General features: G+C 72.0%; 20 protein-coding genes, 2 tRNA genes and 2 pseudogenes. 10 read left to right on the top strand and 14 right to left on the bottom strand.

The genetic code is table 11. The features are described 5' to 3' along the window. Window positions 1-19 precede the first annotated feature (19 nt). The 4 genes and pseudogenes from OV079_RS47075 to OV079_RS47060 all read right to left on the bottom strand — a co-directional run bounded on the left by OV079_RS47075 (window position 20) and on the right by OV079_RS47060 (window position 4,565). On the bottom strand, window positions 20-1,021 hold the full coding sequence (locus OV079_RS47075) for a DsbA family protein (RefSeq protein WP_267776567.1): 1,002 nt from the start codon (window positions 1,019-1,021) through the stop codon (window positions 20-22). 86 nt (window positions 1,022-1,107) lie between these two features. Beyond that, window positions 1,108-2,943 (bottom strand): annotated as a pseudogene (locus OV079_RS47070) (DsbA family protein); the annotation flags it as partial. Between the two features lie 817 nt (window positions 2,944-3,760). After that, window positions 3,761-4,297: a hypothetical protein gene (locus tag OV079_RS47065; RefSeq protein WP_267776566.1), complete on the bottom strand. Its 537-nt coding sequence runs from the start codon at window positions 4,295-4,297 to the stop codon at window positions 3,761-3,763. A 195-nt stretch (window positions 4,298-4,492) separates the two neighbouring features. Beyond that, window positions 4,493-4,565 (bottom strand) — tRNA-Gly (locus OV079_RS47060). 311 nt (window positions 4,566-4,876) lie between these two features. Between OV079_RS47060 and OV079_RS47055 the strand changes: the two genes are divergently transcribed. Continuing rightward, window positions 4,877-4,949: transfer RNA gene (locus tag OV079_RS47055), tRNA-Asn, on the top strand. Between the two features lie 86 nt (window positions 4,950-5,035). Here the strand turns inward: OV079_RS47055 and OV079_RS47050 are convergent. The 3 genes from OV079_RS47050 to OV079_RS47040 all read right to left on the bottom strand — a co-directional run bounded on the left by OV079_RS47050 (window position 5,036) and on the right by OV079_RS47040 (window position 7,549). Beyond that, window positions 5,036-6,313 carry an MYXO-CTERM sorting domain-containing protein gene (locus OV079_RS47050; protein ID WP_267776565.1) on the bottom strand — a complete coding sequence of 426 codons (1,278 nt, stop codon included), beginning with the start codon at window positions 6,311-6,313 and terminating at the stop codon, window positions 5,036-5,038. A gap of 329 nt (window positions 6,314-6,642) precedes the next feature. Then, entirely contained in the window at window positions 6,643-7,086 is a 444-nt protein-coding gene (locus OV079_RS47045) for an RDD family protein (protein WP_267776563.1), read from the bottom strand. 70 nt (window positions 7,087-7,156) lie between these two features. Next, the gene (locus OV079_RS47040) at window positions 7,157-7,549 is read right to left on the bottom strand and encodes a hypothetical protein (protein ID WP_267776562.1); all 393 of its coding nucleotides are present in this window, start codon (window positions 7,547-7,549) and stop codon (window positions 7,157-7,159) included. Window positions 7,550-7,578: 29 nt separating this feature from the next. On the opposite strand from OV079_RS47040, the gene OV079_RS47035 reads away from it, so the two are divergent. From OV079_RS47035 to OV079_RS59755, 3 genes are all read left to right on the top strand, one after another. Next, entirely contained in the window at window positions 7,579-7,725 is a 147-nt protein-coding gene (locus tag OV079_RS47035; RefSeq protein ID WP_267776560.1) for a hypothetical protein, read from the top strand. Window positions 7,726-7,824: 99 nt separating this feature from the next. Next, a complete protein-coding gene (locus tag OV079_RS47030) occupies window positions 7,825-7,989 on the top strand; it encodes a hypothetical protein (protein ID WP_267776558.1) in 165 nt (54 codons plus the stop codon). 517 nt (window positions 7,990-8,506) lie between these two features. Continuing rightward, on the top strand, window positions 8,507-9,280 hold the full coding sequence (locus OV079_RS59755; protein ID WP_420829594.1) for a dioxygenase family protein: 774 nt from the start codon (window positions 8,507-8,509) through the stop codon (window positions 9,278-9,280). Between the two features lie 669 nt (window positions 9,281-9,949). On the opposite strand, the pseudogene OV079_RS59750 reads toward OV079_RS59755, so the two are convergent. From OV079_RS59750 to OV079_RS47010, 3 genes and pseudogenes are all read right to left on the bottom strand, one after another. Then, window positions 9,950-11,221, bottom strand: a pseudogene (locus OV079_RS59750) (HsdM family class I SAM-dependent methyltransferase); the annotation flags it as partial. Between the two features lie 10 nt (window positions 11,222-11,231). Continuing rightward, window positions 11,232-11,882 carry an NADPH-dependent F420 reductase gene (locus OV079_RS47015; protein ID WP_267776557.1) on the bottom strand — a complete coding sequence of 217 codons (651 nt, stop codon included), beginning with the start codon at window positions 11,880-11,882 and terminating at the stop codon, window positions 11,232-11,234. 70 nt (window positions 11,883-11,952) lie between these two features. Beyond that, on the bottom strand, window positions 11,953-12,780 hold the full coding sequence (locus OV079_RS47010; protein WP_267776556.1) for a hypothetical protein: 828 nt from the start codon (window positions 12,778-12,780) through the stop codon (window positions 11,953-11,955). Window positions 12,781-13,020: 240 nt separating this feature from the next. Here OV079_RS47010 and OV079_RS47005 point away from each other — a divergent pair, with 240 nt between their 5' ends. From OV079_RS47005 to OV079_RS46980, 6 genes are all read left to right on the top strand, one after another. Then, a complete protein-coding gene (locus tag OV079_RS47005; protein WP_267776555.1) occupies window positions 13,021-13,671 on the top strand; it encodes a DUF4178 domain-containing protein in 651 nt (216 codons plus the stop codon). Continuing rightward, window positions 13,664-15,052 carry a DUF4178 domain-containing protein gene (locus tag OV079_RS47000; protein WP_267776554.1) on the top strand — a complete coding sequence of 463 codons (1,389 nt, stop codon included), beginning with the start codon at window positions 13,664-13,666 and terminating at the stop codon, window positions 15,050-15,052. Before OV079_RS47005 ends, OV079_RS47000 begins: the two co-directional genes overlap by 8 nt. A 57-nt stretch (window positions 15,053-15,109) precedes the next feature. Continuing rightward, window positions 15,110-15,295 (top strand): hypothetical protein, encoded by a 186-nt coding sequence (locus tag OV079_RS46995; protein WP_267776553.1) that lies wholly within the window; start codon window positions 15,110-15,112, stop codon window positions 15,293-15,295. A 1-nt stretch (window position 15,296) separates the two neighbouring features. Next, window positions 15,297-16,835: a polyamine aminopropyltransferase gene (locus OV079_RS46990; RefSeq protein WP_267776552.1), complete on the top strand. Its 1,539-nt coding sequence runs from the start codon at window positions 15,297-15,299 to the stop codon at window positions 16,833-16,835. Between the two features lie 235 nt (window positions 16,836-17,070). Then, complete coding sequence (locus OV079_RS46985) at window positions 17,071-18,702, top strand: NAD(P)-binding protein (RefSeq protein WP_267776550.1); 1,632 nt, start codon at window positions 17,071-17,073, stop codon at window positions 18,700-18,702. Window positions 18,703-19,091: 389 nt separating this feature from the next. Continuing rightward, on the top strand, window positions 19,092-19,673 hold the full coding sequence (locus OV079_RS46980; protein WP_267776548.1) for a hypothetical protein: 582 nt from the start codon (window positions 19,092-19,094) through the stop codon (window positions 19,671-19,673). 440 nt (window positions 19,674-20,113) lie between these two features. On the opposite strand, the gene OV079_RS46975 is transcribed toward OV079_RS46980, so the two are convergent. The 4 genes from OV079_RS46975 to OV079_RS46960 form a co-directional block, all read right to left on the bottom strand. Further along, a complete protein-coding gene (locus OV079_RS46975) occupies window positions 20,114-21,019 on the bottom strand; it encodes an alpha/beta fold hydrolase (RefSeq protein ID WP_267776546.1) in 906 nt (301 codons plus the stop codon). Between the two features lie 58 nt (window positions 21,020-21,077). Continuing rightward, a complete protein-coding gene (locus tag OV079_RS46970; protein ID WP_267776544.1) occupies window positions 21,078-21,914 on the bottom strand; it encodes an ADYC domain-containing protein in 837 nt (278 codons plus the stop codon). Then, the gene (locus tag OV079_RS46965) at window positions 21,905-22,285 is read right to left on the bottom strand and encodes a hypothetical protein (protein WP_267776542.1); all 381 of its coding nucleotides are present in this window, start codon (window positions 22,283-22,285) and stop codon (window positions 21,905-21,907) included. Before OV079_RS46965 ends, OV079_RS46970 begins: the two co-directional genes overlap by 10 nt. A gap of 104 nt (window positions 22,286-22,389) precedes the next feature. Then, complete coding sequence (locus OV079_RS46960) at window positions 22,390-26,433, bottom strand: nSTAND1 domain-containing NTPase (RefSeq protein WP_338089016.1); 4,044 nt, start codon at window positions 26,431-26,433, stop codon at window positions 22,390-22,392. Between the last annotated feature and the right edge of the window lie 48 nt (window positions 26,434-26,481).

Here is a 26,481-nt window from a genome sequence, read left to right as displayed (position 1 = left end):
CCTGGCCCGGAGACCAGGCTCACTTGGCCGGGGCCGGAGTCGGCGCCGGGGCCGGCGCCTTGGCCGGCGCGCCGCCCTTGGCCGCGGCCTCCTTCTCCTTCTTCTGCGTCGCCTCGAAGCCGCCGTTCAGCTCCTCCTCGAACACCGCCTTGAAGCGGTCGATCGGCTGGGCGCCGCTCATCAGGCGGCCGTTGATGAGGAAGCCGGGCGCGCCGCGCACCTCCATCTTGCCGCACTCGGCCATGTCGTCCTTGACGCGCTGGGCGGTCGCCGCGTCGTTGTAGTCGCGCTCGAACTTGACCAGGTCGAGCCCGAGCTGCTGCGCGTAGGCCTTGAAGTCCTCGTCGCTGCGCTTGGTCTTGTCGGCGAACAGCAGGTCGTGCATCTCCCAGAACTTGCCCTGGTTCTGCGCGGCGATGCCGGCGCGGTGGGCCGGCTCCGCCATCTTGTGCATCGGCAGCGGGTAGTTGCGGAAGTAGACCGCGACCTTGTCGCCGTACTCCTTGACGATCTGCGCCACGGTGTCGGCGCCGCGCTTGCAGAACGGGCAGTCGAAGTCCGAGCACTCGACGACCGTGATCTTCGGGTTCTTGAGGTTGCCCTTGCCGGCCAGGCCCTTGGTGGCCACCTCGCGGCGCTTGAAGTCGGCCGGCGGCGGCGGCGGCGGGACCTTCAGCTCGGTCTCGAAGCCCTTGATCATCTCGTCGTACAGCTTGTCCTTGGCCGGCTTCTTCTCGGCCAGGAACTTCTCGGCCTTGACCTTCTCCTCGTCGATCAGCTTCTGGAACGCCTCGAACGGCTGCGCGCCCGAGAGGTGGCGGCCGTTGACGTAGAACGCCGGCGTGCCGTTCGAGCCGAACTTCTGCGCCGTCTGCTCGTCCTCCTTGATCATCTGCTCGAGCTTCGGGTCGGCCAGGTCCTTCTTCCACTGGTCGAAGTTGAGGCCGGCGATCTGGCGCGCGTAGCCCTCGAAGTCGGCGTCGCTGAGCGCCTTCTGGTTGGCGAACAGGAGGTCGTGCATCTCCCAGAACTTGCCCTGCTGCGCGGCGGCCAGCGAGGCCTTGGCGGCCGGGCGGGCGCGGTCGTGGAAGCCGAGCGGAGCTGGCGGAACACCACGCGCACGTCGTTGGGGTACTTCTCCTTGATCTGCTTGAGCGTCGGCGTGACGCGGTTGCAGAACGGGCACTGGAAGTCGCTGAACTCGATGACGGTGACGAGCGCGTCGGCCGGGCCGAACGACGGGCGGCCGTCGACGGGCACCGCGTAGTTGGCGGCCGGGTCGGGCTCGCCGACCTTCGGCTTGTTCTCCGGCGGCGGCTCCTTCCGCTCGTCCTTGGCGGCCTTCATGATGCGCGCGTACACCTCGCTGCGCTTGCTGCCGTCCTTGATCAGCTGCTCGGCCGCGGCCTTCTCCTCGTCGACCAGCTTCTTCAGGCCGTCGATCGTCCGCGGCGCGCCGCGCTGCCACTTGCCGTTGATGAAGAAGCTCGGGGTGCCGCGCACGCCGAACTTCTTGCCGAGCGCCATGTCCTCGTTGACCTGCGCCTGGTAGGTCTTGGCGTCGAGCGTGGCCTTGAACTTGGCCATGTCGAGCTTCAGCTCCTCGGCGTACTTCTCGACGTCGGCGCGCGTCATCGCCTTCTGGTTCTTGAAGAGGATGTCGTGCATCTCCCAGAACTTGCCCTGCTCACCGGCGGCCAGCGCGGCCTCGGAGCCCATCGCCGCGTCCTTGTGCATCGGCAGCGGGTACTGCTTGAACACCACGCGCACGTCGTTGGCGTACGCGGGGTCCTTGATCAGCTCGTTCAGCATGTCGGTGAACTTCGAGCAGAACGGGCACTGGAAGTCGCTGAACTCGACGATCGTGACCAGCGGGTCGGCGGCGCCCTTGACCTGGTCCTTGTCGGTGTAGGTGACCCGGAACCGCTCGCCCGTGATCTTGCCGGTGAGCGAGTCGTCGACCTGGTCCATCGTGACCAGCCCGCCGCCCGCGGCGGCCGGACCGGCGGCGGCGGCTTCTTCCTTCTTGCCGCCGCGGTTGCCGGTGCAACCAGTGAGAGGAGAAGCGGCCAGGGCGAGCGCCGAGACCAGGAACACGGGGAGGCTGATGCGTTTCATGGGACTCTGTGTCTGTAGTTTGGTGGGTGGTTGAAAGAACATGTCACGAAAATCATGTCCGAAGGACATCAAGAATTCTTCACTGCGGGAGATCGGCGCTGGGAAACTCGTTGGGAGGATCGCCTCGCCGTCGAGGATCGTGCGCACCACGGTCTCGCGGGTGGCGCCGGCGGCGATCCGCTCCTGCGCGTGCGCGAGCTCGGCCTCGACGTCGGCGGCGAGCGCCTCGGCGCCGCGAAAGCCGTTGACGTAGCGGCCATTGACGAAGATCGCCGGGGTGGCGTCGAGCCCGAGCCTGCGGGCATATACGAGGTCGTCGCGGACGACCTGGGCGACCTCGGCGCTGTCGAGGTCGGCGAGGAAGCGGGCCTCGTCGAGGCCGAGCTCGCGGGCGATCGCCGCGTAGGTGCGGCGACCGAGCCGCGGGGCGGCGAACAACTTCTCGGCGAAGTCCCAGAAGCGGTTCTGCTTGTCGGCCGCGACCACCGCCCGCGCGGCGCTGTCGGCGGCCGAGTGGATCGGCAGCGGCAGCTGGCGGTAGGCGATCCGGACGTCGTTGGGATAGCGCCGCCGCAGCTCGGCGATGCCCTCGGTCGCGGCCTTGCGACAGAACGGGCACTCGAAGTCCATGAACGCGACCAGCAGCACCGGCGCGTCGGCGGGGCCCAGCGTGGGCGCGACGCCGGCGTCGACGGCGTAGCGCTTGCCCGGCTCGGCGCGCTGCGGGGGCGGCGCCTCGGCGGCCTTGAACCGCTCGGCGAGGATCCGCCGCTGCTGCGCGGTGGCGTCGTCGACCTCGAGCGGGGCGACCACGGCGCCTTCCATGAAGGAAGCGTAGAGGTCGGCCCGCGGGGTGCCCGCGCGCAGGCGGGTCTGGGCGGCGAGGATCTCCTCGTCGATCAGCGCGTGCCAGGCCGCCTCGTCGCGGAAGCCGATCACCGGGCGCCCGTTCACCAGCGCCACGGGGCTGAAGTAGATCCCGAGCTCCACCGCCTGGCGGCGGTGGCGGATCCGCGTGCCCGAATAGACGCCGGCGTCGAGGTCGTCGAGGAAGCGCGGCACGTCGAGCGCGAGCGCCTCGGCGCTCTGCTTGAGCGCCGCGCGGTCGAACTGCATCGTGTCGTAGAGCCGGCGGTGCATTGGCCAGAACTGGCCCTGCGCGCCGGCGGCCAGCGCGGCCTCGGCGGCCCGCTCGCCGTCGGCGAAGCCCGGCAAGGTCTGGCTGCGGAACACCACCCGCAGGTCGTCGCGGTAGTCCTCGAGGAGGTGCTCCAGGACCTTCCAGGTGCGCGCGACGGCGGACAGGCGTAGTCGGAGAAGACCACGACCGTGACCAGCGGCTCGGCGCCCCCGAGCGCGTGCTCGTCGGGGTCGAGGTCGACGCGGTAGCGCACCGAAGAGGTGGCGACCGGCGCGGCGGACGATTCAGGAGCGCTCCTGGGCGAGCACTCGCAGGCTGCGTTGCTCAGCGCCAGGCCGAACACGACCTGGCCGAGCCAGAGATGAGGGACACGCATGAGAGGACCGTCTCGAACACCCGGAGGGCGCCGCCGAGGCGCGCAGCGCCGGCTCCGCGCGCAGGTACACGAGGTACCTGCAGCCTCTCGAGCGCGACCCAATGCCTCCGGCCGGCCCGAGCGGACTACGCGGGACCGACGCGAGGCGGGGGTGCTTCGGGACAGGTCGTCCGGGACAGGAGGGGCGGGTCGTCGCGTGGGCGAGCCGACGCGAGCGCCACGCGCCGCGGCGACCACGCGTCGCGCAGGAGCGCAGCGGCGACGGCGCTGGAACCTGGCCCGAGCAAGTCGGGTGGCGGCCGCGCCGGCAAGCCGCCCGGCTGGAGCTTGCCGCAGGTCTCGTCGGTCGGGTCGCACACCGCCCGCTTGAACAGCACCTCGAGCAGACGCGAGCACGAGCCGCGCGACAGCTTGAGGACCGACGGGTCGACGACCAGGTCGGCGAGGAGATCGCCGCCGCACAGCACCTCGGCGTCCGGGTCGTCCTCGTCGCCGCAGAACTCCGCGGCGCCGAGCAGCTCGACCAGGCGCAGGTGGATGTCGCTCCGCAGATCGGGCGTGCCCCCAACCGCGGTCTCCGCGCTCGATGCGGCCACGCCCGCGCCCAGCCACAGGCTGAGCACCACGAGACAGCGCAAGAAGCTGGAGAACAGGGCAGGCACGGAGCGCGGCGAAACGTTAGGCGGGTTTTGCAAACTGCGCAAGCCGCCTTCTATTCCCGCGCGTGCGCCGGACCACGGGACGCCGGTCCGTTGCGGGGCTCCCGGGCCTCGGCGACCGGTGTAGCGGACCGCGGACCGGCGTCGGGCCCAAGCACGAAGCCCCGTCACCGGCGGTGACAGGGCTTCGATTTTCTGAGCGGGAGACGAGACTCGAACTCGCGACCCCGACCTTGGCAAGGTCGTGCTCTACCAACTGAGCTACTCCCGCAGATCGTGCAGAACATCGTCCGAGGACGGCACTCTGCCGGTTGGTTCAGGTTTTGTTCCCGCGCCGTGGCGAGGGGAGGCGGAGAATATACGAGCCCCATGGAGTGTCAAGCCCCCTTCAGAAAAATCGTGCATGACCCCGCGGAGGCGCTCCAACCGCCCCTGGGGGCCCGATCGAGGGCTTCGGGGGGGTCGGCCGGGACCCAGTCCCATGTTCGTGGTCGAGCTCACGGTTCATGAGCCGATGCGGCTTGACGTCGTCCCGAGGGATCGAGTACACACGCTCGCCCCGGGCCCCCAAGTCCGGGTCATTCCGACATAGCTCAGTCGGTAGAGCAGCGGACTGTTAATCCGCGGGTCGTAGGTTCAAGTCCTACTGTCGGAGCCCAAAGAACCCCTCCAGCGCATCGCCGGAGGGGTTCTTCGTTTTGGTCGCGCGGGCGGCCGAGACCGCCTGGTCCGCGCCACACGTCAGCGGCGACGGCGGCGGGCCAGCCCGAGGAGCGCGGCGAGGGACAGGGCCAGGACGCCGGTCCCGCCCGACTCGCCCGCGGCGCAGGCGCAGCCCTCCCCTTCGAGCCCTTCGAGCCCGCCGTCGGGGCCGGGCAAGCTGCCGTCGGGGGTGGCGGTGACGACCTGCTTGTGCACACGCGGGTTGCCGTGCAGGTCGTAGGAGACGAGGACGAAGTTGTAGGTCTTGCCGTTCTCGAGGCCGTGGATGGCCGCGCCCTCGCTGCTGAACGTGATGTGGTCGCTGCACACGTGGTCCCAGTCGAGGGCGTGCAGGCTCGGGCTGACGCGGAGCTCGCAGCCCTCGTCGCACAGGCCCTCGGGGCCGTTGTCGTCACCGTCGTCGCAGGCCTCGCCGTCCTCGAGCACGCCGTTGCCGCAGGTGTCCGGGTCGACCACGTCCGCGGGGGCCGTCTTGACGGTCGAGAACGGCGCATCGCCGCACAGGTTGCCGGCCGTGAAGTAGTGGTTGTTGTCCGGCACCTCGCCGAGCTCGGGCGTCGGAAAGTCGAGGCCCGGCGACGCCCCCGTGTCCGCCTCCTCGCAGAGCACGCGGAAGCCCGCGATGTCGCCGCTGCTCGGCACGTCCCAGTGGAGCGTGACCCCACCGTCACCTGGCTCGACGGACAGGTTCGAGACCCTGAGCAGCGGCGGCATGAAGTCGTACGCGATCGTGGGGATGCCGGACAGCTGAGAGAGCGCGCCGTCGGACCCGTAGAAGAACTCTTCGGGCTGGCAATTCGCGGTGCTGTTCGCGGCCGGGTCGCACATCCAGAGGCTGGTCTCGCCCGTGACGTCGCCGCAGGCGCCGCCGAGGATCGTCTCGGCCCCGAGGACGTCTCGGGTCGGTGACGAGGGATCGACGCCGGAGGCCAGGAACGCCGGGTGAAACGCACTCGTCACGCCCTGCACGTAGTTCGCCGCCAGCACTTCGGCGAGCACTCCGCAGCGGAGAAACTGGCCGGCGAGCGTGCTCTCGGCGGTGGGGCACTGGGTGCCGATGAAGGCCTTGATCTGGGCGCTGTAGTCGAGGTCGGCGCCGTCCTTCGCCTGGATCTGGACGCCGATCCGCTGGCCGCACTCGCAACGGGCGCGATTGGTCGCGTACTTGAAATCGCGCTCGACCATCGGTCGCACGAACTCGCCGCTCTCGTCGGTCACATAATACGACACCGAGAAATCGGCGGGCGCGGGCAGCTCGGCGCGGGCGGTCGGGGCGAACGAAAAAGTCGCGAGCAACGCAGCATACACATACGGTGATGGAACGTCGGGCATGTCGATCCAACCAGTGACGCTCGGCCCTTGTTCCGATCGCGTTCGCAATCACCGCGCGAGCGAGCGAGCAGGTGAGACCGCGTGCGAGCCTCACCGCCACGAGCGTGCGGATCGCCCGCGCGTCGATGCAAGTCGCCGGCCACTCGCCGGGCCAATCGCCGCGCGAGAGACCCGCGAGAGCTCCGAAGCCGGTCGGGAGGGCGGAGGGATCGGGACCGAGATGGGCGCCATGTCGGCACCATGGCCGCCCGGCCCGCGAGTCATCGACCGATTTTTTGCCGCGACGCGCGGACTCATCCCGCCTGCAGCCGGACCACGCGCGTCCCGCCGGCGAACGCGTCGTGATCGCCCTGCCGCAGCGGGCTCCTGTGGATCGTCCTGGCGATCACGACCCATGCCGCGAGCGCCAGCAGCGGGCCGATGAAGGGGATCGATCCGAGCAAGGTAAACGCCTCGCGCCGCAGCGACTGCCGCAGCGTCGGTCGCCCGCCGTCAGGGCCGAGCACGCGCAGCCCCAGCGCCAGCTTGCCGGGCGTCGCGCCGGCCCAGGTGTCGAGCAAGCTGAAGTAGAGGTACACGCACGCCGAGCCGACGAGCAGCCAGTCGAAGCCGTAGCCCATGACCTGGCCGAGGCCGACGTCGACGGCGGCGAGGACCAGGACATCGAGGCCGCGCGCCAGCAGGCGCACCGGGAATTCGGCGGGGATCGTGGACGGGGCGGACGAAGCAGCGGTCATGCGACACAGACCGCGGCCGCCGGCGAAACTCATCGGTCCGGTCCCTTCATTCTTTTTAAAGAAGAATCACTCAGCCGAACGGCGTCACCGGGCGCACCGCCCCGTCGGCCGCGACGCGCACCGCGAACTCGCAGCGGGTCTCCGACTCGCGCAGCACCACGATCGCGTGCTCGCCCCGCGCGTGGGCGGTGAACGACCACAGGCCGTCCGGCAGCTCGACCAGGGGCAAGTCCGGGACCCGGCCGAGCTCGGCCAGCGGGGCCAGGCGCGCGCTCAGACCCGACTCCTCGAGCGACAGCGCGAGCACGCGGTCGCCGAGCGGCAACACCTCGAAGTCGAGGTAGTCGCTGGCCGGCAGCGGCGGGTGCCGTTCGACGCGCACCGTGCCCTCGGGCCAGGCGGTCAGCGCCACGATGTCGCGCGAACCTGTCCCCGAGAACATGTTGTCGTCCTTCCACAGCACGCCCCACCCCGCGCGTGCATGCCACCCGCGTGTCGAGGCTGTCGAGCGTGTGCAACGCCAGCGGCGACCAGCGGCCGCCGCGGAAGAACGCCGTCGCCACCTGCGGCGCCTCCGGGCCGTGGGAGATCTCGATCGCCAAAAAAGACGCCTCGCCGGCCGTGCGCAGGTGGAAGTGACACGGGTACACGCCTGGCGATGTCGCCGGCACGAGGCCGAGGTCGACGCGAGGACCGAAGCCCGCGGCGCTGACGCGGCGGGCGAACATCCGCAGCACCGTGGCCTCGGCGATCGCGCCGAACAACCACCCGCCGCGGATCGTGCCGGTCTCGGCCAGCGAACGCCGCTCGACGCGCCCGCTCGGGTGGGCGATCACCAGCTGCGACGCGCTGCGCCAGCTCTCGGTCTCGAGCGCGAGCACCACCCCGTCGGCGAGCGCGTAGCCGGTGACCGTGCGACCGAGCGCCCACGGCATGCGCCGCTGCCCCGACAGCGGCATGAGCCGGGTCGAGCGCCCCAGGGGCTCGCAGATCCGGAGCCACAACGGGCTCCCCGCCTCGCCGGCGAGGATCTCCGCCTCCTGCGCGAGGCCGCCGGCGTGCAGGTCGGACGGATCGGCGAGGCCGACCTCGGGGACGATCCGCACCCGCACGCGCGGAGCGTCGCCGTCGCTGCCGCTGAATTCACACAGCCGCTGGCTGTCGGGATCGAAGCACACCAGCTCGGCGGCGGGTTCGTGGTTGCGCAGCCAGGCCGGCTCGCTGTCACGGACGAACGGTACGACGACCGCGCCGGACCCAGCGACGCGGGGGCAGCCGTCTGGCGCACGCATCTGGGGCGACGCTAGCCCGAGCTTCACCCTTGCGTCGAGGCCCGGGCGATTGTCGGCGGGAGCGCAACAGTGCGTTGCCCGGGACGGGCTTGTCCGGGCGCGCGCGGGGTAACATACCGGAACGTAGCATGCCCACCACGCCCGTCCTGTTCGTCGGCCACGGTTCGCCGATGAACGTCATCCTCGACAATGCCTGGACGCGGACGTTCAACGATCTCGGGGCGGCGTTGCCGACGCCGCGGGCGATCCTCGCCGTCTCGGCCCACTGGTACACCCGCGGCACCTTCGTGACCGCCGGCGACCCACCGACGATTCACGACTTCGGCAACTTCCCCCGCCAGCTGTTCGAGTTCGAGTACCCCGCCCGCGGCAGCGACGACGTCGCGCGCCGGGTCTGCGAGCTGCTGACCTCGGTGAAGGCCGCCCCGCGCCGCGACTGGGGCCTGGACCACGGCACCTGGACGGTCCTGCACCACATGGTCCCGCGGGCCGACGTGCCGGTGCTGCAGCTCAGCATCGACCAGCAGCGGCCGCCGGCCGAGCACCTGGCGATCGGTCGCGCGCTCGCGCCGTTGCGCGAAGAGGGTCCTGATCCTCGGCAGCGGCAACGTCACGCACAACCTGCGCGCGACCATGCAGCTCGCGCAGCGCGGCGACACCTCGCTGCAGGAGTGGGCGCTGCGGTTCGACGCCGACGTGGCCCAGGCCATCGAGCAGCGCGACCACGAATTCCTCGCGCGCGCCCCCGAGGCGCGCTCGGGCGCCAGAACCACCCCAGCCTCGACCACTACCTCCCGCTGCTCTACACCGTCGGCGCCGCCGGCGAGGCCGAGGCCCCGCGGTTCTTCAACCCCGGCTTCGACCTCGGCTCGATCTCGATGCGCGGCGTCCTGTTCGGCTAGTCGACGCGGGCGACCTCGAGGCAGGCCGCGCGCGCGCTCGCGGCTGGCCACGCGCTCGCGGATCGACGCCTCGACCATCGCCGCGATGCGGGTCCGCTGGGCCGGGTCGCGCGGCAGCGGCAGCACCAGCTCGCCGACGCGGTCGCCGAGCGAGTCGATGATGTCCTGGGTGAACCGCTTGGCCTCGATCTGCTTGCGCACCGGATCCGAGCCGAGCACCGCCAGCAGCAGGTACGGCGACAGCAGCTCGGGCCGGTGCACGCGCAGCTTCAGCAGGTGGCTCTGGAACACGATGCGGGTATCGTGCTCGGTGATGAACGCGCAGGTGCCGATCAAGTAAGTACCGTCGCGGACCATCAGGATGTCGCCGACGCGCACGTCCTGCTTGGCGCGCAGCGCCTCGTAGACCGCCTCGCCGACGCAGTGCTTGGGGTCGAGCTTGAGCTCCCAGTTCGACAGGTCGGAGGTGCGGACGAACGGCACGTCGCCGCCGCCATAGGCCAGCTTGCCGACCTCGTGTCCGCTGGTGATGCCGAGGATCCCGTCGTCGACCAGCTGTTGCACCGTCACCAGCTCGTGGCTGCGCTGCAGGCCGCTGAGGATGGACGCGACCCGCGGGTCGTAGTAACGCGGGGCCAGCACGTTGCCGCGCACCGCCTCGGGCGCGACCGCGTGGCCGAGGCGGCTGGCCGCCTCGAGGCTGCCGGCCGCGTGCTGGCGGAAGCGGTCGCCGATCTCCGGCAGCTCGTCGCGGTCGATGCTGCGGCCGCGGCTGTCCTTGCCGCACCACGCCGCCTCGGCCATGAAGATCGCCGGCCGCTCGCTCGCCGGCGCCGGCTCGCGGCGGGTCAGCAGCATCAGGCACACCTTCGTGTGCGTGCCGCCCTTGCCCGACGTCTTGAACAGCTCCTCGGGCATACCGATGACCGCGCGCAGATCTGCCTGTTCGAACATATACTGAACGACATGTCGATACGACTTGCCGGAGATGAGGCTCTCGGGCAGGACCAGGCCGACGCGGCCGCCGGGGCGGGCCAGCGCGAGCAGGCGCTCGACGAACAGCACCTGCGGCGCGACCCCGCGCTGCAGCCGGGGCGTGCGCTGCCAGCGGTCGTCGGCGCCGCGGCGCCACACGTGGCCGAGCGCGAAGGTCTGCTGGACCTCGGTCGAGGCCGCGACGATCTTGGCGCCGAACGGCGGGTTGGCGAGCACGACGTCGAAGCCGCCCTGCTCGCACGCGATCGGCCCCCCGTCCTCGGCCTGCCAGGCCAGCGCGTCGCCGCAGTACACCCGCGCCGGCGCCATCGTGACCAGGCCGACGTGCGCGCGGGCCAGCCCGGCGAGGTAGCGGTCCTTGTCGATGCCGACCACGCTCTTCGCCACCTCGGCCGGCGCCACCCCGCGCGCCACCAGCCGCCGCGCGGTGTGGCTGAGGAACCCGCCGGCGCCGCAGGCCGGGTCGATCACCCGCTCGCCGGGCTTCGGGTCGACCAGGTCGACCAGCATGCGCACCGCCGTCTGCGGGGTGAAGAACTGGCCCTCGACCCCGCGGGTGGCCGCCGCCGTGAACACCTCGTAGGCGTCGCCGATCGGGTCGCAGCGCGGGTCGTCGAGGTCGAGCGCCCGCAGCTCGCGGTCGACCTCGAGCAGCGTCGCCGCGTCGAGCCCGAGCTGCGCGTCGGCGGCGAACACGTCGGGCAGCAGCGCCTTGAGGCGCGCCAGCTGGTCCCTGTAGAACCGCAGCAGCGCGCCCGCCTCGTCCGGCGCGGCCGCGCCGCTGCGCACCGTCAGCGTCCGGCAGAACACGCAGCGCAGCACCTCGTCGAGCAGCGCCGCGTCGCGGGTCGCCCCGACCAGCCGGCCGGCCAAGAAGTTGCGCAGGCGGGTGAACGCCGCCCTGGTCTCGGGGACAGGTACCGAAGAATCTGGCTCGAAGGACATGCGCGATCGGTCATCCGCGACGCAGCAGCTTGAACGCGACCTCGCGCCCCTGCCCGCCGACCAGCGCGAGGTGGATCCACAGCACCGCCATGTTCTCGAGCGCCGCCGCGTTGCGCAGCGGGCCGGCGTCGATCGGGTGGAAGCCGGCCCGCTGGATCAGCGCCGACAGCGTCGCCTTGGCCTCGGCGTCGTCGCCGGCGATCGGCACGTCGACCACCGTGTCGCCGAGCTTCGGATCGGCGTGGAACTCCGCGCCGAAGGTGTTGAACGCCTTGAGCACGCGGGCCCCGGGCAGCGCGGCCTGCAGCGCCGCGGTGATCGAGCCCTCCGGCGGCGGCGCCCACACCGGGCCCTGGGACCACGTCAGCGGGTTGTTGCAGTCGACCACGATCTTGCCGCGCAGGTCGCCGAGGCCGTGGGCCGCCTGCACCGCGACCCCGCCGGGCACCGCCAGGAACACGATGTCGGCCGCGGCCGCCGCCTCGGGCGCCAGCGACGCGGTGACCTTGCCGTCCAGCTCGGCCAGCGCCTCGGCGATCTTCGAGCCCGAGCGGACCCCGAAGCTCACCTTTTTGAAGCCCGCCGCCACCAGTCGGCGGGCGATGGCGGACCCGACGGTGCCGGGGCCGACGATGGCGATGGCTGGCTCGTGCGTCGACATGGCGCGGAGCCTACCGCGAAATAGCCCGCCGCGCGAGTTCCGCAGGTCCTGCCCGGCACCCTCGCCGAACCTACTGACAGCTCAGCGCCGCCCCGTCGAACACCGTCATCGTGCAGGTCGAGTCGGCCGCGCAGCCGCACGCCCCGGCGTAGCAGGTGTCCACGTTCTGTCCGCCCGCGCAATCGCTGTCGACCGCGCAGCCGCAGCGGCCGGCGATGCACTGCACGTAGCCCGGCAGGTTCGAGTCGACGCAGTCCTGATCGATCTGGCACACGCACTGGCCTGACGGCACGTCGCAGAACGGATGCCCCGTCTGGGGCGGACAGGCCTCGTCCCCTGCGCACGGGCTCTGACACGCCCCCGCCTCGCACGTCGCGGCCGCCTGACCACACACCGTCACCTCGCGTCCGCCCGCGAACGGCGGGAGCGTCAGCTCGACCAGCCCGAAGTCGGCGCAGGCGAACGTCCCCGGGGTCAGCGCGCAGCGGCCCGCGTCCGCCACCAGCACGCACGCCTCCTGGGCCGCGCAGTCGCCCGGTCCGGCGCACGGCGTCTTCCAGCCCGACAGCTCGGCCAGGCACTGCGCGTCGCTGGTGCACGGCGGGAACAGGCACAGGCCGTCGATGCAGCGGAACCCGAGGTCGCCGCCGCCGATCCGGCAGTCGCGGTCGTTGTCGCACTGGGACTGGCAGCGCTTGGCCTCGGGCCCCGCGGTGGTCGTCTCGGCGCCGGTGCTCCCGCTCGTCGGGCCCGTCTCGGTGCTCGTCGGCCCCCCGGTCGGCGCGGTCGTGGACGAGGTGGTCTGCGGTTCGCTCGCGGTCCCGCTGTCGGCCGGCGGACACGCCAGCAACACCCCCACCGCGAGCACGAAGATCCGGGATCGGCCAGGCAACACCATCGCACCGACGCTAGCGCATTTTCGCCCCTGGGCGAAGGAACCCGCGCATGCGGACCCCACCCGGCTCCGGGCGAGCCCCGCACGCCGCGACCAGCCCCAATGCACATGTTTCAAGAGACATGTTTCTTCGTACATCTGACGCCCGCGCCGTCCTGCTCGCGGCACCGCCCGCCTCGCGCGGCCGCGAGCGCCGGCTCGGGCCATGGTGCCGCGCCCGCAGAAGTGGCACCATCCGTCGCAATGGAGCGCGAGCGCCAGGTGTCGTGCCCGCAGTGCGGCGCTCCGGCGCCGTTCCGCGGCACCGCGGTCTCGCTGGTGTGCGAGCACTGCGGCAGCACCGTCGTGCGCACCGGCGTCGACCTGCGCCTCCTGGGAAGGGTCTCCGCCGTGGTCGACGACGGCAGCCCGTTGCTGCTCGGCGGCAAGGGCAGCTTCGCCGGCCGCGGCTTCGAGCTCGTCGGCCGCCTGCAGCTCCGCTACGCCCGCGGCGCCTGGAGCGAGTGGTACCTGCAGTTCGCCGACGGCGTCGGCTGGCTGGCCGACTTCCAGGGCAACTACGCCGTCACCACCCCCGTCGCCGGCGGCCCCGAGCTACCTGGCTTTTACAACATGGCCATCGGGACATGGCACGAAGTTCAGGGCGGCGAGCACATGGTCGTCGACAAGCGAGCCGCCCGCTACCAGGGCGCCGAGGGCGTTCTGCCCTTCGTCGCCGAGCCTGGCCTGACCTTCTTCAGCCTCGACCTCGCCGGCCCGGACGACCAGTTCGTCAGCCTCGACTACGGCGTCGACCCCTACGGCACGCGCCCCGCCGTCTACCTCGGCCGGGCCGTCGAGCTGGCCGAGCTCGGCCTCGACCGCCTGCGCAGATTCGAGGGCTGGCGTGACTGAGGCGACCCCCGAAGTCACTCGCCCGCGCCCCGCCGAGGCGACCCCGCGGCGGCTGTTCCGCGACGAGGCCCGCACCGAGGCCGTGCAGTGCCTCGCCTGCGGCGGCCCTGTCGCCCTGCGCGGCTTCGGGGCGATCCAGCGCGTCGTCTGCCCCGCCTGCGGCAGCCTCCTGCGGCCCGAGGACAGCGGCGCGCTCGCGCTGATCCACCGGGCCGCCCGCGCCCACCAGGAGTCGGTGCTGCCGCTGCACGCCCGCGGCCGCCTGGACGGCGCCACCTGGGAGATCGTCGGCATCTGCTGGCGCACCGTCCCCGGCTGGCCGTGGCAGGAGTTCCTGCTCTACAACCCCTACCGCGGCTACCGCTACCTGGCCTACTCGACGAACGACGGCCACTGGTCTTTGGGACAGGTCATCCCCGGCGCGCCGAAGATCGTCCCGGGCAAGCGCCACGCGATCACCTACCGCGGCCGCCGCTACCGCCACTTCTCCGGCGCCGACGCCTACGTCACCTACGCCGAGGGCGAATTCCCGTGGCAGGTCCAGGTCGGCGACGCCGCCCACATCGACGACTTCGTCGCCCCGCCGCACGGCATCTCGATCGAGGAGGTCGCCGCCAGCGACGGCGTCGAGCTGACCCGCACCGCCATGCGCCACCTCGACGCCACCGAGGTCTGGCGCGCCTTCGAACAACCCGGCAAGCCGCCCAAGCAGAAGGGCGTCGGCATGCTCGCGCCCAACCGCTGGCGCGAGCAGGCCCTCTCGCTGTGGTTGTCGTGCCTGGTCCTCCTGGTCGCCTGGTACTTCGCGGTCCAGCACGTCTCCGCCGGCGCGAGCGAGCGCGAGGTGTTCCAGGCCACCGACCTGCGGTTCGACGGCGTCCTGTCGCAGGAGGTCACGATCGGCGAACCGGGTTCGTCGACGACCGTCGAGATCTCCTTCACCGCCTACCCGCTCGACAACTCGTGGGCGTTCGCCGAGGTCGTGCTGATCCCGATCGACGGCGAGGAGGCGATCGGCCTCGGCATGGAGGCCAGCAGCTACAGCGGCTTCGAGGACGGCGAGTCGTGGTCCGAAGGCGACCGCCAGGTCGACCACGTCCTCGGCCGCGTCGCCGGCGGCCGCTACCTGCTGCAGGTCACCCCCGAGCGCGACACCAGCGCGCTGGCCGCGAACGACCCGCTCGGCCTCCGCCTCGGCACCTTCGGCCCGTTCGGCGTGCGCAGCCCCGACACCTGGGCGATCCGCGTGCGCGAGGACGTGTTCCTCACCCGCTACGCCACCCTCCCCGTCCCGATCATCCTCGGCTTCCCGCTGCTGGCCTGGCTGCTCGGCCGCCGCCGCGAGCGCAAGCGCTGGGCGGGCAGCGACTACGGAACGTGACCTCATGACCATGTCCCCGAGAACATGCCCTCGAGGCCATCACATGTCCCTTTGACCATGTTTAGAACGACCTACTGGATCTGCTCCGTCGCCGCCCTGCTGCTCCTGCTGTTCGGGGCCCGCTCCGGCGTCCTGCTGGCCGGCACCCCGGAGCGCGGCAAGGTCGAGCGCGACCCCGACGGCACCGTGCGCGGGCGCGCGGCCTTCGTCTGGTTGGGCGGCGGCTATCACGGCGGCAAGTGACATGTCGGCCGCGCCCGGGACCCGCCTGCTGCTCGCCTCGGTGCTCGTGGTCGCCACCTGCGGCCTCGTCTACGAGCTGATCGCCGCGACCATGGCGAGCTACCTGCTGGGCGACAGCGTCACCCAGTGGAGCCTCGTCATCGGCGTCTACCTCAGCGCCATGGGCCTCGGCTCGTGGCTGAGCAAGTTCGTCGTCAAGGACCTGCACGCCCGCTTCGTCGCCGTCCAGCTGGTGATCGCGGTCGTCGGCGGCCTGTCGGCGGTGGCGCTGTTCTACGGCTACGCCTACCTCGCCAGCGTGCGCCCGCTGCTGTTCTCGATCCTGGTGATCGTCGGCACCATGGTGGGGCTCGAGATCCCGCTGCTCATGCGGATCGTCGGCGACGGCCAGGAGCTGAAGGACACGGTCGCGCGGGTGCTCGCGTTCGACTACGTCGGCGCGCTGCTGGCCAGCCTGCTGTTCCCGCTGGCGCTCCTGCCCCACCTCGGCCTGGTGCGCACCAGCCTGCTGTGCGGCCTGTTCAACGCCGCGATCGCGCTGGCCTGCGCGCGGGTGTTCCGCGCCCATCTGCCGCGCCCGCGCGCGCTGCTCGTCCAGGCCGCGCTGATCTGCCTCGGCCTCGCGGGCGGCCTCGTGTTCGGCGGCCGGCTCGAGCGCCTGGCGGAGCGCGAGCTCTACGACGCGCCCGTCATCTTCTCCGAGAAGACCGCCTACCAGCGCCTTTCGATCACCCGCAGCGGCGACGACATCCGCCTCTACATCGACGGCAACCTGCAGTTCGCCAGCAGCGACGAGCACCGCTACCACGAGGCGCTGGTCCACCCCGCGCTCGCCGGCGTGAACCCGCGCCGCGCCCTCGTGCTCGGCGGCGGCGACGGCCTGGCCGTGCGCGAGCTGCTCAAGTACTCCGCCCTCGAGCGCGTCGACCTCGTCGACCTCGACCCCGGCATGACCCGCCTGTTCGGCCGCGACCCGCTGCTGGTCCGCATCAACCACGGCAGCCTGTCCGACCCGCGCGTGCACGTGCACAACGCCGACGCCATGCGCTGGCTCGAAGAACATGTCCGAACGGGCAGCGAGGTCTACGACGTCGCCGTCGTCGACCTGCCCGACCCCAACAACTTCTCGCTCGGCAAGCTCTACACCGGCTCGTTCTACCGCCTGCTGCGGCGCGCCCTCTCGCCCGCCGGGGTCGGGGTGGTCCAGGCGACCTCGCCGTACCTGGCGCCGCGCTCGTTCTGGTGCGTGGTCAAGACCCTCGCCGCCGCCGAGCTGCACCCGCGCCCCTACCACGCCCACGTGCCGTCGTTCGGCGACTGGGGCTTCGTCCTCGTGTCCCCGGCCCCGCGCCCGGAGCCGACCCGCCTCGCCGACGTCCCGCTGCGCTTCCTCGACGACGCCCTCCTGCCGACCCTGTTCGTGTTCCCGCGCGACCAGCGGCCGCCCGAGGTCGACACCAACCGCCTCAACGACCAGCTGCTGGTCCACTACTACGAAGAGGACCTGCGCGCCCTTCCCGGCCGCGGAGGCCGCGGGTGAGCGCGGAAGACATGCCCTCGAAATTATGTCCTTCAGGACATGTCGATCCGGGCGCTCTCGCGCCTCGCCGGCACACATGTCCCTCGGGGCATGCTCTTCCGAACATCGGCGGCGTCCCCGTCCCGAGCCGGCGGCGCACGAGCGGGCGCCGGCCTGCCCTCGGAGCCAGCGGAGCGACATGTCCCCGAAGACATGCCGCTCCGAGCGTCCACCCTCCCCGTCGCGGAGCCCCCGGGTGAAGCGGCGCGAATTCCTCGGCGCCACCGCCGGCACCGTCGCGTCCGCCGCCTGCGGCCCGGGCCAGCACTCCCCTCCCCTTTCCGAGTTCGTCGGCCCCGACCCCGAGCGCGGGCATCACCTGCGTGAAGGGACATGGCGCGAAGGACCTGTCCACGAGACCATCCACACCGAGGTTGCGATCGTCGGCGGCGGCGCGGCCGGCAGCGCCGCCGCCTGGCGCCTGCGGCGGGCCGGCCTCGGCGACGTCCACCTGTTCGAGCTCGAGGACGACGTCGGCGGCACCGCGCGCGGCGGCGAGCTGCCGCGCTCACGCCACCCGCTCGGCGCCCACTACTTGCCGACCCCGCCGCCGGGCTGCCTCGCGCTCGAGCGCCTGCTCGAGGAGCTCGGCGTCATCCTCGGTCGCGACGCCCGCGGCCGCCCCGAGTACGCGCCCTCGGCGATCGCCGCCGCCCCGCTCGAGCGCCACTTCGGCCGCGGCCGCTGGTACGAGGGCCTCTACCCCGCGGCCGGCGAGACCGCCGACGAGGCCGCCCAGTGGGCCCGCTGGCACGCTCACCTGCGCGACCTCGACGGCCGGCGCGGCGCCGACGGTCGGCCCCTGTTCGCCATCCCCGTCGCCCGCAGCAGCGCCGAGCTGCGCCACCTCGACGCCGTCTCGTTCGCCGCCTACCTCGACGACCTCGGCCTCGTCAGCGAGCGCCTGCGCTGGGCCCTCGACTACGCCTGCCGCGACGACTACGGCTGCACCCTCGCCCAGACCTCGGCCTTCGCCGGCCTGCACCACTTCCTCGCCCGGGGTCTCGAGGAGACCCGCGGCGGCTTCCTGCTCACCTGGCCCGAAGGCAACGCGCGGCTCGTCCGCGGCATGCTGGAGCGCGCCGACCTCGGCGATCGCCTCCACCGCGGCGCCGCGGTCGTCGCGGTCGACCCGCACGCCGGCGAGCTCCGCGTCCATCGGCCCGCGGACGGCCGGCGCCTGCGCGTACACGCCAGGGCGATCTTGTGGGCCGCGCCGCGGTTCGTCCTCGGTCGCCTGCTCGTCGGCGCCGACCCGCTGCCCGCCGGCGCGCTGACCTACGCCCCCTGGCTGGTCGCCAGCGTCGACGTGCGCACCGCCCCGCGGGGCATCGGCGCCCGCCTCGCGTGGGACAACGTCCCGCTCGCCGGCCCCAGCCTCGGCTACGTCGTCGCCACCCACGGCGAGTCCGTCGACGCGCGCCGCCCCGGCGCCGTCCTCACCTACTACGAGCCGCTCTGCGGCGACGGCCCCGCCGAGCTCGCGGCTCAGCGCCAGCGCCTCCTCGCCGGCGATCTTTCCACCTGGTCCGACCACGTCGTCGCCGCGCTCGCGGCCATGCATCCCGGCATCGCCAGCGAGATCTCCCGGATCGCCGTCACCCGCTGGGGCCACGCCATGATCCGCCCCGTCCCCGGCCTGCTGTTCGGCGAGTCGCTCGCCCGCGCCCGCGCCCCGATCGGCCGCCTGCGCCCCTGCGCCGCCGACGTCGCCGGCCTGCCGCTGTTCGAGGAGGCGTTCTATCAGGGCTGCGGCGCCGCTCTGGCCGCCCTCGCCGACCTCGGCCGCAACGCCCCCGACGCCCTCGCCGACGAGCTTCCGGCGTGACGTAGCCACCCATGGACATGTCCTCGAGGACAGGTTCACGATGCGCCGCGCGCCGCGTCCTGCGGGTCCGCTCGGACGGGCCCGACTGCGAGCCTCGTCCGTCGCTCGCGCCCTCGTCCATCGGCGCCGCTCGCACATGACCCTCAAGACATGTTCTGCTGCGAGCCTCGTCCGCACCGGCGCCTCTCGCACATGCCCGTTCGGACAGGTCCTCGCCCGCGCGGCGCCGACGCCTCACCTGACCTTCCAGACAGCTTCAGCTCGCCCCGCCCGCGTCCCTGGGCACAAGCGGCCCCAGCAGGTCACCTCACCGTCCGCGTCTGTCGATCCTGGCCTCACCGAGCGCTCTCGCTCGCCCGATGCGGCCGCGGCCGCGCTATCCTCCACGGGTGCCGCTGACGCTCGCGCAGCTCGAAGCGCTCTCCCAGCAGGCCTTCCCGGCGCGAGCCGTCGCGCGCCGCGACCCCGATGGTTACGCCGTGCTGCACGCCGCGATCGGCGAGGCCATCCGCCCGGTCGCGCGCGCGCTCGAGTTCGACATGAGCAGCTTCGTCGCCCGCGACCAGCAGGAGCTGCTGGCCCTGCCGCCGCACATCCTGTTCGTGTGGTGCGACGAGGCCGACCTCATGGCCTCGTTCTACGCCCTGCCCGAGGCCGACATCGCCGCCAACGTCGCCCAGGCGCTGCACGCCGTCGCCGGCCTGCGCTTCGGCGACCCCGCGCTGCTGCCCCCCGAGCAGCGCGGCGCGGTCCTCCGGATCATGGCCGCGATCGGCACCCCGCTGGCCCGCGACGCCGACGATTTCTTCGCCGCCTACGTCGCCGTCCAGGGCCCCGACCCGGAGCTGCCGGTCCGCGCCGAGGTCGAGGCCCTGTTCGACCAGTTCGCCCCCTGCTACGTCGCCGACGCCGACGACCTCGATCGCCGCTTCACCCGCGTCATCCCCGTCCACCGCCACATCGACGCCTAGCGCCTGCCCTCCAGGACATTGCTCTAAAAGCATGTCCTGAAAGACGTCCGCGAAGTCTGTCGCCCTCGCACCCCTCCCGCCGGCCGATCGCAGACCCCACCCGATCTGCCCTCCCGCCGTGGTCGCGCGAGCCCACCGCGCCGTAACTGCCAAACCACCAGGGAGTCCGTTCGCTGTCTTTCAAGGCATGTCCGAAGGGCCAGCCCCAGAAGCGCCCGCTCCGCGCCGCCACGAAAGCGCACGAGCGCTGCGGGAGCGTGCTCGCGGTCACAATATTCGTACCGCTCCTCCACGCCTGCGCAGCCCGCGAGCCCGCCGCTCACCGTCCATGCCTCGCGCCATTCTCCGGTCCGCCCAGGACGGCCGGCTCGCGGCTCGCCGTCGCCAGTCCCCTTCGGGCCCATCGTCCTGCCCCATTTCTTCGGGGAAGGAATCGCCCCTCAGCGCAGGCCCGCGCGATCCGCCACCTCGCGGATCGCCGCCGCCAGCGCCTCGGGCACCTCTTCCTGCAAAAAATGCCCGGCCCGCGTGCGCGTCACGCTCGCCGTCGGAAACGCTCGCTCGTGGCGAGCCAGCGCGCGGCCGAGGATCGGGTCGCGCTCGCCCCACACCAGCGCCAGCGGACCCCCGCCGGTCACGAACTCTTGCAGCCACGCCTCGCCGCGGCGCAGCGGCGCGATGCTCGGGTGCTCCAGGCTGTCGGGCACCATCCGCGCGAGCGCGAGCGGGCCTGACCGATCGGACAGGTGCCGCAGGGGCCAGCGATAGGCGCGGGCCACCGGCCCCCGGATCGATCTCCGATCGCCCTGGGCCACCCACAGCGCGTTCTGCGGGAAGCCAAGGCCGCGGAACGCCAGATCGCTGACCACGGGCGTCCGCGCGAACCGATGGAACCACGTCCCGCGCGGGCGCGGCGGCAACACCACCGACGTGTTGCCGAGCACCACCCCGGCCACGCGCTCGGGCATCCGCGCCGCCAGCACCGGCCCCAGCGCGCCGCCCCAGTCCTGCCCCACCAGCACGAAGCGGCGCAGCCCCAGCGCCTCCACCAGCTCCGCCAGCGCGTCGACGTGGCGCTCGACGCTGTGCTCGTGCAGCGCGATCCGGCTCGACAGGCCGAAGCCGAGCAGGTCGGGCGCCACGCAGCGCAGCCCCGGCAGGCGCGCGATCACCTCGCGCCACAGGAAGCTCCACGTCGGGTTGCCGTGGAGCAGCAGCACCACCGGCGCGTCGGCCTCGCCGTGGTCGATGCAGTGGATCTGGCTGCCGTCGGCCAGCACGCTCGCGCGCCGGCGCAGCGGCAAGAGGGCGGCCAGCCACGCCGGCAGCTCGGGGACGTCGTGCATCGCCCGACGGCAACACAGCCGCCGGGCGATGTAAAGCGGGCCGCGCTACGACGAGCGCTCAGTGACCGCCGTGACCGTGACCGTGGCCGTGGCCGTGGCCGTGGCCGCCGCCCCAGCCGCCCCAGCCGCCGTCGTCGTCGTCATCATCGTCATCGTCGTCATCGTCGTTGTTGTTGTCGTCGGGCAGGCCCTCGCCGTACTTGTCGAAGGCGCTGACGAGCAGCGCGCGGTGATCCTTGAGCGAGCCGCAGTCGCTGGGCGCCTTCTTGGGGTTGCCCTTCTTGTCGAGGAAGCACTTGGGGTACAGCCCCTGCTCCTTGTACTCCTGGTGGCGGATGTCGCGGAGGCAGTAGGCGCCGTCCGGGGTCCACTCGGCCTCGATGAACCAGTTGGTCGCGCGCGCCTCGACCTGCGGCGACAGGTGATCCCAGATGTCGATCGCCGTGCCGTTGACCGTCCACGGCTCACCGATGCCGCAGTAGTCGGCGCGAGCCATGCGCGTGCACGCCTGGTGGTGATCGGCGAGCGAGATCGTCTTGCAGTTCTTGCCCTTCTCCCAGTCCTTGCAGCGCTTGGTCGTGGCCCACGGGCGGTAGCCCCACATCACGCACTTGGCGATGACGGCGTTCGTACAGGCCCACACGAACACGTTGGGGTCGTCGACGCGGTCGCCGGTCTCGAGGTTCCAGTAGTTGGCCACCGGGATCGCCGGCACCAGCCCGCCCTGCCCGTCCTGGCACAGCGGCTTCCACTGGTTCGAGCCCTTCGCGCGGTGCACCACGTCGTACAGGTACACGTCGTCCTGCCCCGGCGCTTTGGTCATGTCGTCGATGCGGAGGACGTAGTCCTCGAAGACCTCCTCGCCGTCGACGACCTGGCCGACGGTCAGCTCCACGTGGAGCCGATGAAGTCCTTGCCGCTCGCCCACTGCTTCTTGCCGTTCTTGACGACCTTGCCGCTGAACTCCGTGCCCTGCAGCACCGGCCCCTGCAGCACCGGCCCCTGCAGCACCGGCCCGTTCAGGTTCACGCCGTTCAGCACCGGCCCTTGCTGAAGCGGGCCCTCGAGCACGTTGCCCTGCAGCACCGGACCTTGCAGCACGGGCCCCATGATGATGCCCTGCAGCACCGGCCCCTGAAGCACCGGGCCCTGCAGCACCGGGCCGTTCAAGACGAGAGAGTTGAACTCCTCGTCGCGGGTCGAGACGACGTCGGCGGGTGCATCCGACCCCACGTAGCACCCTGCGCTGAAGCCCAGCAGCGACACGACAAGCGCCACATTACGCACGGCCATAACCACCCCCCATCGATTCCCCCGACTGTAGCACAACCGGCGGACACATGAAAGGACATCTGTCCGAGCGCGCGCTTTTAGGAGCGCGTCAGCGGCCATGTCGCACATACGCGCAACCCGACCGTGCTGTGGCGGAAACTCGTAGCGACCTCGAAGCGGTTGGCGACCCGGGCGGCGAACTCGTTATAGTAGAATGCGCCGCCGCGCGCATTCAGTTGCTTGTGGTCGTACGGCGACACCGTCAATTCGTAGGCGTTGCCGATCGTGTCGTAGAGGCCGTAGGGGCTCACGGACTGGGGATACGAGCCGACCGGGTCGGGCCCGTACGCCGAGCCCACGAGGCCGTACGTCCTGTCGATATTCGCTTGAGTGACCTCGAGGTGCTCGCCGATGGAGAATCTGCGATCGTCGGCCCCGCGGGCCGCACGCTCCCATTCGTGCTCATTGCAGAAGCGGGCGCCTGGGACCCGCCCCGAGGTATTGAGCCAGGCGAAATACGCTGTCGCTTCCTCGACCCCGATTCCCGTCACTGGCAGACGTTCCCATTCGACGCGGGCCCGCTGCGTCCTGCCCTCGTAGACCAGGGGCTCGCCGGTCCGCACTGTATAGACCTGGACCGTCTGATGGAGATCGAGCTGCCAGCCGCCCTGCGGCAGCTCGGTGAGGCGGGCGCTGTCGGAGAGCACGCGGGCGGCGTTGATGGCCAGGATCGCCGCCCGCTCGCCGGCCGGCAGCGCCGACAGGAACTCGATGTAGTCGGCCCAGGTCACCTCGTGACGGCCGATCACGTAGGCGCCGGTCTCCACGCGGTGCAGCGGCTCCGCGTTGGCCGTCACGCGCAGATCGGCGATGTCGCCGGAGCCGTAGAGGAAGCGCCCGGCGGGCACGTAGACGAAGCCGGCGGGGATCGTGTCGACCGGCGGCAGCACGACCGAGGTGTCGGCGACCTCCTCGCGCCTCAGCACGATCGGCAGGACGACCGGCGCGTGACCGGCGAGCTCGAAGCGCAGGCGATACGAGCCGCGATCGAGCGGCCGCGTCGCCACCGGCGTGGTCCCCAGGTCCTCCGTCTTGTCGATGCGCGCGTGCTTGGCGTCGTAGCGCTCGAGCTGCACCCGCGCCCCCGGCGGCTGGCTCGTCACGGTGAGCTGCGCCGGCGCGTTCCACCGCTCGACCCGCGTGCCGCCCTCGTCGTAGAGCTTGAGGCGCTCGAGCAGGTCCTGGATCACGAACTCGCCGTGACCCGCCTGCTCGGCCAGCAGCGCGCGCTCGAGCAGGACCTCGCCGAGCTTGTCGCGGATCTCGTCGCGCCGGCCGTCGAGGCTCAGCGCCGTCTCGAGCTTCTGCGCCGAGCGGGCCAGCCGCAGCTCCGCCTCCGGCAGCGCCGCCTCGTAGCGGGTCCACAGCCCGTCGGCGTGGGCCGTCTTGCCGCCCTCGTAGGCCGCCAGCGCCTGCGTGCGCAGCTCCTCGGCGTCGGCCTGCGCCTTGCCGGCGACCGTCCGCTCCTGCTCGGCCGCGGTGACCTGCGCGTCGACCTTGAGCCGGAGGTCGCGCTGGCCCTTGAGCCACATCGCCCCGTACATCGAGATCGCCACCGCCGGGAGCAGCACGATCGCCCCGCGCCGCAGCGCCCGCACCCGCGCCGCCGCGGTCTTGCACGCGGCGATGAAGTCGCGCTCCTTCGGCCGCAGCGACGCCGGGTCGAGCGCCATCACTTCTTGCAGCGGCGCGCCGCTCCACAGCGCGTCGCGACCGCGACCGAGGCGCTCCCACTCGGCGACCGCGAGCTCGAGGCGGTGACGCACCGCCCGACCGTCGCGCTCCTCCTCGAGCCAGGTGCTGAGCGTCGACCAGCCGCCGAGCAGCGCCTCGTGGGCGATCTCGAAGACCGCGTCGTCGTTGACCTCGCGGGCCACCACCAGGCGCGCGCGCACCAGGGCCTTGAGCGCCTCGGCGGCCGCGGGCGAGTCCGCCGTCAGCTCGTCCTCGGTCCGCACCGCGCGGGTGTCGTCGACGGTCACGAGGCGCATCAAGATCCGCCGCGCCGCCGCGCGCTGGGCCGGGATCAGCTCGGCCAGGACCGCGTCGCCGTGCCGCGCCAGCGCCCCGGTCACGCCGCCGACCTTCCGCAGGTCGGCCGGCGAGATCACGTTCGTCGCCTGGTCGCGGATCTCCCACAGCTCGGCCAGCGCGAACTGCAGCAGCGGCAGGCTGCCGCGCGCGCCGGCCTCGACGAGCTCGTCGACCAGCGTCGACGGCTCGAAGCGCACGCCCTTGACCTTCGCCGGACCGACGATCGCCTCGCGCGCGCCCTCGGGCGACAGCGGCCGCAGGATGTAGATCGCCCGCGACAGCTCGTCGCCGATGCCGGGCACCTGGACCACGCGGGTCAAAAAGTCGCCGCGCACCGTCGCCATCACCCGCAGCCCGGGCTGCCCTGCGGCCAGCCGCGCCAGCAGCGGCCCGACGATCGCCACCTCCTGCGCGGCGCTCAGGGTCACCAGCTCCTCGAACTGGTCGATCACCAGCAGCCGCCCGCGCGCCTCGCCGAGCTGCTTGCGCAGCGCCCGGACCAGCTCGCCCGGGCTCTCGGCGATCAGCGCGGCGAGTGTCTCTTCGGACATGTCGAAGAGGACAGCCAGCGTCGAGATCAGGGTCTGCAGCGGGTAGCGGCCCGGGGTCATCGCCGCCGAGGCCCACTGGCGGTGGTGGTCGAGGTTGCCCTCCTCGACCATCGGCACCACGCCGGCCTTGACCAGCGACGACTTGCCGACGCCCGAGTCGCCGGCGACGACCACCAGCGCGTCGGCGCGGAGGCGCTCGAGGACCGCGCGGATCTCGACGCCGCGGCCGAAGAACACCGCGCGGTGCTTCGACTCGAACGCCTGCAGGCCGCGGTACGGGTTGCCCTCGGGGATGACCAGCTCGCGCCCGCTCGGCTGTAGCGACTCGAGCGCGGCCAGCAGGTCGTCGGCCGAGCCGAAGCGCATGAACGGGTCGCGGCGCAGGCAGCGGTCGATGAGCCCGGCCAGGCGCGGGTCGCAGCGCGGCGCTCGCTCGAGCAGCGGCCGCGGCTCGTGCTCTTGCAGGCGCTCGGCCAGCTCGAGCGGCGTGCTCGCCTCGGTCGGCGGGCGGCCGGAGGCGAGGATGTACATCAGCACCCCGAGCGCGTAGACGTCGGAGCGGCGCGACGCCGGCTCGGCGCGCCACAGCTCGGGCGCCATGTAGTGCGGCGTGCCGAGCAGCGTGCCGGCCTGCGTCAGCGACTCGGCGGTGACCGGGATGTCGGCGGCCGACAGCGCCGCGGCCGACAGGCCCGCGCTCGAGCGCCCGGCCCCCGACTCGTCGTGGAGGCGGGGCAGCGCCGCGCTCGCGCTGGCGTCGCGCAGCTTGATCGTCTCGGCGGCGCGGTCGATGCGGCCGCCGTCGCTGCTGCGCATCACCACCGACGACGCGGCCTCGAGCGCCTCCTCCTTGGGCGGCTCGGGCCGCACCGGGTCGAGCGAGGCCGGGTCCATCAGCTTGGCCAGGCTGAAGTCGAGCAGCTTGATCTCGCCGGTCTCGGCCAGTATCGCGTTGGCGAGCTTGATGTCGCGGTGGAGCACGCCGTGGCGGTGCGCCGCCGCCAGGCCGCGGCACAGGCCGATCGCCAGCTCCAGCACCTTGCGCGACGGCAGCGGGACCTGGATCTCGTTGAGGCTCTTGCCGCGGATGTACTCGGTGATGAGGTACGGGTGGCCCTCGAGCTGACCGACGCGGTAGATCGTCACCACGTTCGGGTGCTGGATGCGGGCGACCGCGCGGCCCTCGACCTGGAAGCGCTCGCGGTCGTCGGCGTCGGGCGCGACGTGGCCGACGAACTTCACCGCCACCGAGCGGTCGAGCACCGTGTCGTGGGCCAGGTAGACGCGGCCCATGCTGCCCTTGCCGAGCAGGCGGACCAGCTTGTACTCGTCGAACGTGGCCGGGGGCTCCCACTCCACGATCGGGGTCTCGACGATCTTCGGCACCGCCCGCATCGAGCGGCCGTGCTGCGACGCCGACGAGACCTGGCCTTTGGGACCTGGCCTCGGATCCATGTTCGGAATCGCGCCGGACGCGCCTGCGTCGTGATCGCTCACCGAAAGTCCTCGGGGTTCCGGGACATCAGCACCAGCGTCGCACGGCCA

It is taken from the genome of Nannocystis pusilla (assembly GCF_026626665.1).
Classification (GTDB): domain Bacteria; phylum Myxococcota_A; class Polyangia; order Nannocystales; family Nannocystaceae; genus Nannocystis; species Nannocystis pusilla.
Note: the sequence above shows the minus strand (reverse complement) of the source record. Positions and strands in the feature narration are given on the sequence as shown.

Coding starts and splice junctions, on each gene's coding strand:
- OV079_RS47075 (WP_267776567.1), bottom strand. CDS start 1,021: ATGCACGACCTCCTGTTCGCCAACCAGAAGGCGCTCAGCGACGCCGAC.
- OV079_RS47045 (WP_267776563.1), bottom strand. CDS start 7,086: ATGACCGCTGCTTCGTCCGCCCCGTCCACGATCCCCGCCGAATTCCCG.
- OV079_RS59755 (WP_420829594.1), top strand. CDS start 8,507: ATGCCCACCACGCCCGTCCTGTTCGTCGGCCACGGTTCGCCGATGAAC.
- OV079_RS47015 (WP_267776557.1), bottom strand. CDS start 11,882: ATGTCGACGCACGAGCCAGCCATCGCCATCGTCGGCCCCGGCACCGTC.
- OV079_RS47010 (WP_267776556.1), bottom strand. CDS start 12,780: ATGGTGTTGCCTGGCCGATCCCGGATCTTCGTGCTCGCGGTGGGGGTG.
- OV079_RS47005 (WP_267776555.1), top strand. CDS start 13,021: ATGGAGCGCGAGCGCCAGGTGTCGTGCCCGCAGTGCGGCGCTCCGGCG.
- OV079_RS46995 (WP_267776553.1), top strand. CDS start 15,110: ATGTTTAGAACGACCTACTGGATCTGCTCCGTCGCCGCCCTGCTGCTC.
- OV079_RS46990 (WP_267776552.1), top strand. CDS start 15,297: ATGTCGGCCGCGCCCGGGACCCGCCTGCTGCTCGCCTCGGTGCTCGTG.
- OV079_RS46975 (WP_267776546.1), bottom strand. CDS start 21,019: ATGCACGACGTCCCCGAGCTGCCGGCGTGGCTGGCCGCCCTCTTGCCG.